Annotated in this window: 8 protein-coding genes; 4 read left to right on the forward strand and 4 right to left on the reverse strand. The window is 68.0% G+C overall.

Annotation, left to right across the window (positions count from 1 at the left end):
- Window positions 1-84: 84 nt before the first annotated feature.
- Together ACWFR4_RS20180 and ACWFR4_RS20185 are read left to right on the forward strand one after the other, a co-directional pair.
- On the forward strand, window positions 85-1,074 hold the full coding sequence (locus tag ACWFR4_RS20180) for a Bug family tripartite tricarboxylate transporter substrate binding protein (RefSeq protein WP_453653721.1): 990 nt from the start codon (window positions 85-87) through the stop codon (window positions 1,072-1,074).
- A 183-nt stretch (window positions 1,075-1,257) separates the two neighbouring features.
- The gene (locus ACWFR4_RS20185) at window positions 1,258-2,703 is read left to right on the forward strand and encodes a GntP family permease (protein ID WP_453469350.1); all 1,446 of its coding nucleotides are present in this window, start codon (window positions 1,258-1,260) and stop codon (window positions 2,701-2,703) included.
- 13 nt (window positions 2,704-2,716) lie between these two features.
- Here the strand turns inward: ACWFR4_RS20185 and ACWFR4_RS20190 are convergent, their stop codons facing one another.
- Together ACWFR4_RS20190 and ACWFR4_RS20195 are read right to left on the reverse strand one after the other, a co-directional pair.
- Window positions 2,717-3,127 (reverse strand): VOC family protein, encoded by a 411-nt coding sequence (locus ACWFR4_RS20190; RefSeq protein ID WP_453469348.1) that lies wholly within the window; start codon window positions 3,125-3,127, stop codon window positions 2,717-2,719.
- Window positions 3,128-3,528: 401 nt separating this feature from the next.
- Complete coding sequence (locus tag ACWFR4_RS20195; protein ID WP_453653723.1) at window positions 3,529-4,182, reverse strand: TetR/AcrR family transcriptional regulator; 654 nt, start codon at window positions 4,180-4,182, stop codon at window positions 3,529-3,531.
- A gap of 75 nt (window positions 4,183-4,257) precedes the next feature.
- Between ACWFR4_RS20195 and ACWFR4_RS20200 the strand changes: the two genes are divergently transcribed.
- On the forward strand, window positions 4,258-5,697 hold the full coding sequence (locus ACWFR4_RS20200) for a purine-cytosine permease family protein (protein ID WP_453653725.1): 1,440 nt from the start codon (window positions 4,258-4,260) through the stop codon (window positions 5,695-5,697).
- A gap of 88 nt (window positions 5,698-5,785) precedes the next feature.
- A complete protein-coding gene (locus tag ACWFR4_RS20205; protein WP_453653727.1) occupies window positions 5,786-7,024 on the forward strand; it encodes an IS30 family transposase in 1,239 nt (412 codons plus the stop codon).
- A 110-nt stretch (window positions 7,025-7,134) separates the two neighbouring features.
- Here ACWFR4_RS20205 and ACWFR4_RS20210 read toward each other — a convergent pair whose 3' ends face one another.
- A complete protein-coding gene (locus ACWFR4_RS20210; protein WP_453653729.1) occupies window positions 7,135-9,897 on the reverse strand; it encodes an alkaline phosphatase family protein in 2,763 nt (920 codons plus the stop codon).
- 4 nt (window positions 9,898-9,901) lie between these two features.
- Window positions 9,902-10,968, reverse strand: a 1,067-nt coding sequence (locus ACWFR4_RS20215) for an ABC transporter permease (protein WP_453653731.1), incomplete at its 5' end; no start/stop codon positions are given.

Raw genomic sequence — 10,968 nt, forward strand, 5'->3', positions numbered from 1 at the left:
TTTGCTACTGACACAACGTGGGCGGCTCGCGTGCCATGTCGGACAATCATGACGTCCGGCAGTTGAAATCGAAAGCGAGGTGCCATGAGAGGTCCCGCACGTGCCCTTCTCGGCACCGTCGCCGTACTGACACTCCTCACCGTGAGCGCATGTGGGGTGTTTCCGGGCGGTCAGGCGCAGTCGGACCGTGATCTGCGGATCATGGTGCCCAACACACCCGGTGGCGGCTACGACACCACGGCCCGGACCGCGGCCCGGGTCATGGACGAGACGCACATCGCGCCGGACGTGCAGGTGTTCAACCTTCCCGGCGCGGGCGGCACGGTCGGCCTGCAGCGCATCGTCGACGAGCGGGGCAACGGACAGCTCGCGCTCCAGATGGGCCTGGGCGTCGTGGGCGCGTCGCACGAGGCGAAGGCGAAGGTGACGGTCGCCCGGACCACACCGATCGCCCGTCTCATCGAGGAGGCGGGCGCGGTCGTCGTCCGTAAGGACTCGCCGTACAGAACGGTCGGCGACCTCATCACCGCGTGGCGAAGGGCTCCTGAACGCCTCGCTGTCGGTGGCGGATCATCCCCCGGTGGACCGGACTACCTGCTGCCCATGGAGCTGGCGAAGACAGTCGGCATCGACCCCACGAAGGTCGACTACGTCGGCTACGGCGGTGGTGGTGGCGACTTGCTGCCGGCACTGCTCGACGGCGAGGTCGACTTCGCCACCAGCGGCCTGGGCGAGTTCCTCGACCAGGTCGACAGCGGCCAGCTGCGTGTCCTCGCCGTCACCGGCGAGCATCCGGTCGAGCCCCTGGCCGGGGTCCCGACGCTCAAGTCGTCGGGCATCGACCTGGTCTTCAGCAACTGGCGGGGCATCGTCGCCCCGCCCGGCATCAGCGACACCGACAGGCAGCGCTGGGTCGATGCGTTGACCGAGTTGCATCGCTCAGGGCGGTGGCAGGCCGAGCTCGACCGGCACGGCTGGACGGACGCGTTCGCCACCGGCGACACGTTCGCGGCCTACCTCGCCCGGCAGGACAAGCTCGTCGCCGATCTCGCCGCCTCCCTCGGACGGGAGTGACCAGGCGGTCGTCCACCGACGGCTCGCTTCGATACCGAAGGCCTTCACCACGGGCAGCCGCCCGACCCAATCCCACCCACCCATGACCGGGACGGTCCAGCCCCCGTACGCGCGGGCTCGCCGAGCCATGCCCGCTTCCCCCGGCCGGACCGCGGCCAGATCCCGAAAGGCACCCCCTCCCGTATGACCTCACACACCTGGTACCTGTTGCTCGTCCTCACCGTGGCGATCGGGCTGCTGATCTACTTGATCAACTCCCGACTCCGTATCCACCCGTTCATCGCCCTCATCGTGGTGACCATCGGCACCGGGCTCGCCGCCGGCGAACCCGTGGCGAAACTGACCGGGTCCATCGAGGAGGGAGCGGGCGGCACGCTCGGTGACATCGGCCTCACACTCGCACTCGGAGCCATGCTCGGCCGCCTGCTGTCCGACTCCGGTGCCACCGACGCCATCGCCCACGCCATCGTCGACCGCTCCAGCAACCGCAGGCTCCCCTGGCTCGTCGCGGCCGCGGCGTTCGTGATCGGCATTCCGATGTTCTTCGAGGTCGGCCTCATCGTGCTGCTGCCGCTGATCTTCAGCGTCGCCCGCCGCCTGGAGGACGAAGGCGCAACGAAGGGTTCTCCGTATGTGCTGCTCGGCGTGCCCGCCATCGCCGCGCTGTCCACCCTGCACGGCATGGTGCCGCCCCACCCCGGACCGCTCACCGCCATGACAGGACTCCACGCCGACCTCGGCCTGACCCTCGGCGTCGGCATCATCTGCTCGATCCCGACCGTCATCCTGGCCGGCCCTGTGTACGCCCGCTGGATCGCGCCCCGCCTTGCCGACGTACGGCCCGACCCCGTGCTCGTGGCCCAGTTCACCGGAGCCGACCGGAACAACGCGGCCGGCACCACCACCGACACTTCTTCCACCGGCCCGGCCGAGGGGACGGACACCGACACTCTGCAGCGCGCCGGTGTGTCCACGGGACTGGCCGTCACCTCGGTTCTCATACCCGTCGCCCTGATGCTGCTGCGCACCCTCGCCGAAACCGTGCTCGACGAGTCCAGCACAGTGCGTGCGGCGCTCACGTTCGTCGGTGAACCGCTGGTGGCGATGCTCGCCGGTTTCCTGTTCGCGCTCGGTGTGACTCTCATACGCGGTGACCGCTCCAGCGAGGCGACCCGCTCCTCCCTGACGGACAGCCTCAAGTCCATCGCCGCGATCCTGCTCATCATCGGTGGCGGCGGCGCGTTCAAGCAGGTGCTTCAGGACTCCGGTATCGGTGACGCCATCGCCTCCGCGGCCGAGGGAGCCCACCTCAACGTGATCGTGCTGGGCTGGCTGATCGCCCTGCTCCTGTCCCTGACCACCGGTTCGGCCACCGTCGGCATCGTCTCGGCCACCGGCATCGTCGCTCCGCTGATCGGCACGGGTGGCGGGCTCGAGGCCTCGCTCCTGGTGGTCGCCATCGGAGCCGGCTCCCTGGGCCTCAACTATGTCAACCACGCTGGGTTCTGGCTGGTCAAGGAGTCCTTCGGCATGGACCTCACCCAGGCCACCAAGACACAGACCGTCGTGCAGACGCTGGTCAGTGTGATGGGTCTCGGGATGGCCCTGCTCCTGTCCGTCCTCGCCTGACCGGACGCGAGCGCTAGGAGTTGGACCAATTGCGGGTGGACAGCACCAGCAGGTAGCCGTCCGGGTCCTGGATCGTCACACCCCACGTGTCCCAGTAAGGGTTGTGCGCCGGAACCCGCTTGCCGCCGTGCTGTTCGAGGCGTTCCACGAGGGAGTCCGGTACCGGTTCGCCGAGGTAGATCACCAGTAGATCCTCGGCGGTCGGCCGCGGCTCCACGGGCGCGGCGGGATCGTTGACGAGTTCCAGGTGCCAGGCCGCATCCGGCCAGCCGGCCATGAGAAGTGAGTGGTCGTCAGTTGTGCCGTCCGACGCATGCCGGTAGAGGACGTCGAGGCCGAGTCCCGAGATCCAGAAGCGTTCCGCCGCTTCGAGGTCACGCGACGGACGGGCGATGCGCACATGAGCCGCGGCGTTGGCCGGCATCGTGTCAACTCCTGATCGGTGAGGACTTCTTTCCAACTGACAGGTCGTACGCCGAGCCTAACGAGCAAGCGATCACTCGCCCATCCGGCGCACGTCCTAGGTCTCCCGGCGGAACCCCGGCTCCTACGAGCCCCCTCCGTAGACGGAACATCCATGCAGGCATGATCCGTCAGAGCAGCCCGCAGATGCGTTTCCCGCCCCGGCTGAAGCCGGGGATACCCACGCAAGAGAAGGGATGGACGTGGGGTTCGTCGATCAACGTGAGCGTGCTGTCGATCTGCGGTGACCCTGAACCACTCCTGGACCACGGGGAGTGCCGGCTGGGTTGCCATCATGTGTCCTTGACCTGGGGCCCGTTGGCGTGACCGCGGGTCCGGGCGCGGCGTCGTCCGATCGCCTGGCTACGAGTCGGTCCTGTCGTGGTCCTGCGCCGTGGCGAGGGCGCCTTCGTCGAGCCCGAGGATGCGCTCCGCGGTCGCGGTGATCAGCTCGCGGACCTCGGCGTAGTCGATCTTTGTGCGCATGGCGGCCTGCGGGCTGAGGCCGTCGATGAGGACGAGGATGTGCATCGCGGCGTAACCGGCGTTGTCGACGTGGAAGCAGCCTTGTGAGACCCCGGCCTCGATGTGTGCCTCCAGCCGGTCCTGGGCGGCTTTCATCTGCCGCGTGACCGCGGTGAGCAGTGCTGGGCGGCGCCGGCTCGCCTGCCAGGCGTCGAGCCACAACAGGCTGACGGGGTCCCGGTCCTGGTGCAGCCACGCCTGCATCAACTGCCGCACCTGGTCCACCGGATGGTCCGTTCGCAGCGCGTGCTCGAAGACCGTGTCGTTGTCGGCGGTCGCGGCGTGGCTGAAGGCCGCGGCGATGAGTTCGTCGGCGGACTTGAAGTGATAGTCCACCAGGCCCGGTACGACGCCCACGGCCTGGGCGACCCGTTTCGCCGTCAGCTTGTCCAGGCCCTCGGTCACGGCGATCGCGCTCGCGGCCCGCAATATCTCCGCGCGCCGCTCGCCGGCGGGCAAGCGGCGTCGTCCGGTCCGTGAGGTTGACGTCATGATCTGGGATGCTATTGACTCCCACCCCAACAAGCAACTGGTGCGCATCCCAATAACGGGTTTCCGGAGGTCAGGATGGCGTTGAGGGCAACCGGCGGCACCAGTGAGGGGCCGGAGCGGGGCGAGCCGGTCACCGACCGCGCCGGTCACGTGGAGACCCACGGCGTCGACCACATCCCGGACTCCGATCGCCACGGTCGGCCACGTTCCCTGTTCACGGTGTGGGCGGCCTCCAACATGAGCTACCTGTACATCGTGCTGGGCGGCGCGATGGTGCTGCTCGGTCTCGACATCTGGCAGTCCTTCGCGGTGATCGTGGCCGGCAACCTCCTCTGGGCGGGCGTGGGGTACCTCGCGATCAGCGGCCCCAGCTCCGGAACGCCGAGCTGGGTGGTGACGCGGGCGATGTTCGGCGTCCGCGGCAACAGATTCCTCAACGTGACGCTCGGGTGGACCGTCGCGGTGGCCTACGAGGCGATCAGCCTGGCCCTTGGATCCCTCGCCGGATTCGCACTGGTCGAGCAGTTGGGTATCCACGCGAATACGCCGGTCAAGGTGGCGATCGTGCTGGTCACCGCCGTCGTGACGTTCTCCATCAGTGTGTACGGGCACGCCACCATCATCCGGTGCAGCATCTGGTTCACCTGGGCGCTGACCGCCTGCGTCCTGGTCCTGGCGTACTACGTGCTGCGCCACACGGACTGGGGCTACCGGACACCTGCCGCCACCGCGGTCCACGGCCATGAGCTGTGGGTGATCCTCGCCTCGGGATTCACGATCATGGTGGGTGGCCCCCTGTCATGGAGCAGCAGCGCGGACTACGCCCGCTATCTGCCCGCCGGCACCTCACGCAAGGCGGTGTGCTGGTGGACGGCCGTCGGCGGATTCGTGCCGGCCGTCCTGCTGAGCGGACTCGGTGTCCTGGCCGGGACGGCGGTGGACATGACCGACGCGCAGACGTCACTGAAGACGGTCGTGCCCGGCTGGTTCTATCCGGTCTTCCTGCTGGTCGTCATCTTCGGCTCGATCACGAACAACGTACTCACCGCATACAGCGGCGGCCTGGCCCTTCAATCCGGCGGGATCCCCTGGAGCCGCGCCTTCACCGTGATCTTCGACGCCTCCATCGCGCTCGGCCTCACCTTCTACTCCCTGTTCGTGTCCGACTTCCTCGACACCATGAACAGCGGTCTGGAACTCTCCGTCGCGTTCCTCGGTCCTGGGTTCGCGATCTACGCCGTGGACATCCTCATGCGCCGCAACCGCTACGACGGAGTCGCGTTGCAGGACCAGACCCCCAACAGCCGCTTCTGGTACTGGCACGGCGTGAATCCCGCCGGAGCCGCCGCGATGGCCATCGGCGTCGGGGCGGCGCTCTTGTGCGCCAACACGAGCATCTACACCGGCCCGGTCGCAGCCGCCCTGGGCGGCGCCGACCTGTCCGCAGTCGTCGGAATGTCCCTGGGTGCCCTGGTCTACGTGGGATTGATGCTCCGTCAGCGGTGCTCGGGCTGAAACGGGCCCCGATGAAGCGGAAGGGGCCCCTGCCCGGCATCTTGAGTTCTAGCGGTGGTTGCAACACCCCAGCTCTCAGGGGTGTTCGATGGAGTTCGAGGTCCGTCCGGATCGTACGAAGCCGCAGGGCCGGAAGAAGCTGACGCGTGAGCGGGCCGCATACTTCCAGCTCATGGCACAGGGCTACGGCAACAGGGAAGCCTGCCGGATCGTCGGTGTCGACATCCGGACCGGCAAGAAGTGGCGCAACGGTAACCACGCGCCGGGCAAGGGCCGCAGGCCACTGCCTCCCGCACCACGGGGAGCGGTCGTCTGCGGCCCGTCGCGGTATCTGCGCGAGGACGAACGCATCCATATAGCTGATCGGCTGCGGGAGAAGGCCACGATTCGTCAGATCGCCGCTGAGCTGGGCCGCAGTCCGTCCACGATCAGCCGGGAGATCCGCCGCAACCGCACCGTATTGCATGACTACGGCACCTGGTATTACCGGCCTCATGCTGCCCAGGCCCGCGCCGACGCACGAAGGCCCCGCCCCAAAGGCCGCAAGATCAGCAGGAGCGGGGAACTACGAACGGCCATCCAGGAGATGCTGAATGAGAAGTGGAGCCCCGAACAAATCTGTCAGGCTCTGCGGACACGCTTTCCCGACCGGCCGGAGATGCACGTGGTCCACGAGACGGTCTATCAGACCCTCTACCTGCAAGGTCGCGGAGAACTCCGCCGTGAACTGGCTGGAGCTCTCCGCAGCGGTCGTGCTCGCCGAAAGCCCCGCCGGCAAGCCCAGCAACGGCAGCCTCGCTACAGCCATCCCATGGTCATGATCAGCGACCGCCCCGCCGAGGTGGAAGACCGGGCGGTGCCCGGCCACTGGGAGGGCGACTTGATCATCGGGAAGAACAGCGGTTCGGCGATCGGCACCCTGGTGGAGCGCTCCACCCGCTACGTCATGCTCCTGCACCTGCCCGCCGACCACGGTGCCGAAGCCGTCCGAGACGCCCTGACGAGCACGGTCACCACGCTGCCCTCCCGCCTGGCCCGCTCCCTCACTTGGGACCAGGGCAGCGAGATGGGCCGTCACCACGAATTCACCCTCGCCACCGACATCCCGGTCTACTTCTGCGACCCGGCCAGTCCCTGGCAGCGCGGCTCGAACGAGAACACGAACGGCCTGCTGCGGCAATACTTCCCGAAAGGCACAGACCTGTCCGACCACACTCCCGAACACCTCCTCGCGGTCGCCGACCAGCTCAACCGCCGCCCACGCAAAACGCTCGGCTGGGAAACCCCAGCCGAGCGCCTCGCTAAGCTCCTGGCCACAGCCAGTTGATCAACCCGTGTTGCAACGACCCCTGGAATTCGCCCATCGATGCCGCGGAGGGGCCCCTTCTGGGATCTGCGACCTGGGTTCTGCGCCCGTGGATCCGCGCTCCGACTACGTCACCCGTCGGATTCCGGTGACGGGATGTAGGCGCCCGGCACGTCCTTCGGGGCGAAGATCTTGCTCTCGCCGGGGTACGGCTTCGACCACTCGTGCGTCTGGTACCACGTGAAGTGGTTCATCTGCGCGGGGTTCGCGAAGTCGGGCTTGGCGTCGCGCCCGGTCAGCCGCTGCTGCGACTTCCAGGCGTCCCACTGCGCCGCGAGCTTCTGCATGTCCGCCGGCACCTTCGCCGACGGCGCCGCCGCGGCATCGGGGTTCTGCGGCGCCGGGGTGTCCAGGCCGCAGGAGGGCGGGGTCTTCAGACCCCCGGTGAGCGAGGTCCGGTTGGGCAGCGCCTTGAACGGCGTGACGTCCGCCTTCCGGCTGAACGCCCCACGCATCGGGCTGGCCGCGCTGTCCTTCTGGTTCATCGGGTGGACCCCGAGGATCTGCTCGATGGTGCGGATCATCGTGATCTGCGAGTAGTAGTGGCTGTCGACCACACCGTGCCTGGCCCAGGGGCTGATGATCTGGATCGGGGCGCGGTGACCGTCGACGTGGTCGAGGCCGGCCTGGGAATCGTCCTCGACAACGAAGATCGCCGAGTCCTTCCAGTACTTGCTGTGCGAGATCTCGTCGACCATCCTGCCGACCGCGAGGTCGTTGTCCGCGACCTGGGCGGCGGCGTTCGCCGGACCGCCGGTGTGGTCGCTGGACAGCCAGAACATGTTCAGGTTGGCCGGCCCGTTCCTCTCGAAGTCACGCTTCCAGATCTCGGACCGGTAGATGTCCGGGACGCTCGTGTCGAACTTCGGGAACCCGTGCACCGACACGGAGTTGAGCGACGGGATGGGCGAGGACGACACCAGGGGGTAGGCGGTGTCCTGACCGGTCGCCCCCATGTTCTTGGAATCGCAGTACAGGTTCTGCCAGCTCGCGTCCGCCGGCTTCGTCAGGAACTGCTGGAACTCGCCGAAGTCCCGTACGGACTTCCCGGCCGCCTGGGCGCCGGTCCAGATGAAGCCGGTGCGCTGGTGACCGAGCGCGTCGTCCTCGGTGTCGTAACTGCGCGCGTACTCACCGGCCGAGGACTCGGTGTACTCCGGGTCGTCGGCCTGCATCAGCCAGTTGTGGCCCTCGGCGGAGTTCGTGCCGATGTCGTACGTGTTGTCGTAGAGGCCGAACTGCTTGGCCAGGGCGTGCTGGTTCGGTGTCACGTTCTCGCCGAACTGTGCCAGCGACGGGTCGCCGTTGCCCTCCGGGACGTCGCCGAGGACCTGGTCGTAGGTCCGGTTCTCCTTGACGATCAGGAACACGTGCTTGATCGTCGAGGGGTCACCGAGCCGCTCCGGGACCGGCACCGGCTTCGGCGTCTTCCTGCCCTTGCCGTGGGCCAGTGTGACCGAGCCGCGGGTCCAGCCGTTCTGCTGGAACACCTTGGCCGTCTCGGATTTGATGACGCGGTCGTTCGGCAGGGTGAACCGCTGCACGCTCGATGTCGTGTCGTGGGTGGCGTGCCCGGCGCCGGTGGTGGGACGGCGGGCGTCGATTCCACGGGTGTTGGAGACGACCACCTGCTTGCCGACGGTGGCGATCTCGGCGGGGAAGTAGTCCGTCGGGAGCAGGCCGACGTAACTGACCGGCTCCTGCGGGGTCGTGTACCGGTAGACGGCGACCGCGTTGGCGCGGCCGAGCGTCACCAGCAGATGACCGTCGTCGGTGAGCGTCACCGCGTCGGGCTCGTAACCGACCGACGACTCCGGCCACGGCTGTGTGGCGACGGTCTGCACGACCTTGTTCTTGGTCGTGTCGATGACCGACACGTCGTTGGTGGCGGTGTTGGTGACGAACAGCGCGTTCTTCTTGGCGTACAGCGCGGTCGGGTGGAGACCGACGTTGATGCTCGATACGGCGGCATCCGGGTTCGCCAGGTCGATGACGCTGACCGTGCCGGTGGTGGTGGAGGCGGTCACCGGGTCGGCGGGCACCTGGGTGTTGTAGGAGTTGATCGTGGTGTCGCCGGGCTTCGCCGGACGCCCGCCCTCGTTGCTGACGTAGAGCTTGCTGCCGACCTCGGCCAGGTCACGCGGGGCATTGCCCACGGACCAGCTGTGCCGGATGGTGCCGGTCGCCGCGTCGATGGCGACGACGCGGTTCTGGCCGTTGACCGCCGAGTACACGGTGGAACCGTCGGGCGAGAACACGGGCTCGCCCACCAGCGCGTGCTTGGGGCCGTCCGCCGGGATCTTGACGGACGTCGGGTTGGCGACGCTGCCGTCCGCGTTCACGGTGAACCTGGTGTAACCGTCGATCTGGCCCAGCCACAGCTGCGAACCGTCGGGCGAGTACGTGGGGCCTTCCTGGCCCACGTCGTTGCCGCTGATACGCAGGTCGGCCGACGCGGAATTGCCGACGAGCTGCTGCACCTTCCAGCTCTTGAGGTCCACGATGGACAGCGCCATACCGCCGTCGGTGATGGAGGCCGCGAGGTGGGTGCCGTCCGGGCTGACGGACGACGACATGATCTTGCCGTTGTCGACGACGAGACGCTCGCCGTACGGGGCGATGTACTGGTCACTGGAGATGACCTGGCCCTGACGCGTCGTCTGGCCGACCTGGTCGGTGCCGAACTGGTGCGTCTGGGCGAAAGCGGTTCCGGCGGCGGCGAGGGCGAGAGCCGTGATGCCTGCCGTGGCCAGGGGTAGCCGGCGGCCGATGCGTCTGCCGAGAAGGCCGGAACGGCCCTCCGCGGCACGCCTGCGACGGCGTGTGACCTGCATGGACTTATCCCTTCGAGGTAGAGAGCAGCTCGACGTTGCCGTCGAACTGCCAGAGCGGGTTCGGTCCGTCCCCGGTCGGGGTGCGCACCAGGAAGTAGCCGTTCACTTCCTTCGGTCCATCGCCGTCGGCCATGAACCGCCCGTCAGCGGTGACGTCGAGTTGATAGATGGCCGACCCGGTGGCCTCGACGTCGGGGAGATGCCAGGAGACGACGCAGCGCCAGTCGTTGCCCGGCCCTTCGGCCGCGACCCTGACGCTGCCCTTGGTGCACACAGCGCTTGCCTTGAGCTGCGCTTCGGTGACGTCGGGTCGGTTGAGCTGCTCGGTCTGCAGGCGGTAGAGATGAGCGAACGCCGTGGCGACCGAGCGCTGCACCTTGTCCTGTTCGATCCCGGAGCCCGTGGCCGAGGTCGCCGGGGCGACGACGACCGCCGTCAGAACGAGGAGCCCTACGAGCGGCAGGGTTCCGACGGTGATGGCGCGGCGCCCTGAGCCGTCGTGTGTCAGGTCGGTGAAGTCCCGCCTCAGGAAGAGGACGTAGGCCAGCGCCGTCGCGGTAACCGCCCACAACAGGCTGACAACGATGCCGACGAAGAGCGGACCGAGCTGTGCCGGGCCGGTGAACAGACCGTTCCAGGCGATGAAGGCGTAGCTGGGCAGAGCGAGGCGCATCGCGACGGGCAGCGGCAGCACCTGGGCGAGCTGCATCGCGAGCGCGACGAGCATGGGCAGCAGGAGACCCATCGGGGAGCGCCCGAGCGCGACGGACCCGAGCAGTCCGATCGCGGCGAAGGCCAGCGTCGGGGCGAGTACGCAGACCCAGGCGAGCAGGACATGTACGGCTGCGTCTCCCGGCGACAACAGGTGGCCGTCGAGCCCGACCAGCGGCTGGTTGCCGACGGCCACGACCCCGCCGGCCGCGCCGGAACACGCCAGCCCGGCCACGAGCAGCAGGATGACGGTGAGGCTGGCCAGTGCCTTCGCCACGAAGATCCGCCGGGGCGAGCGGACCGCGACGAGCAGATGGCGCCAGGTGCCGAGCCGGTCCTCGGAGGCGAACACGTCACCGG

It is taken from the genome of Streptomyces sp. NPDC055140, from assembly GCF_053607285.1.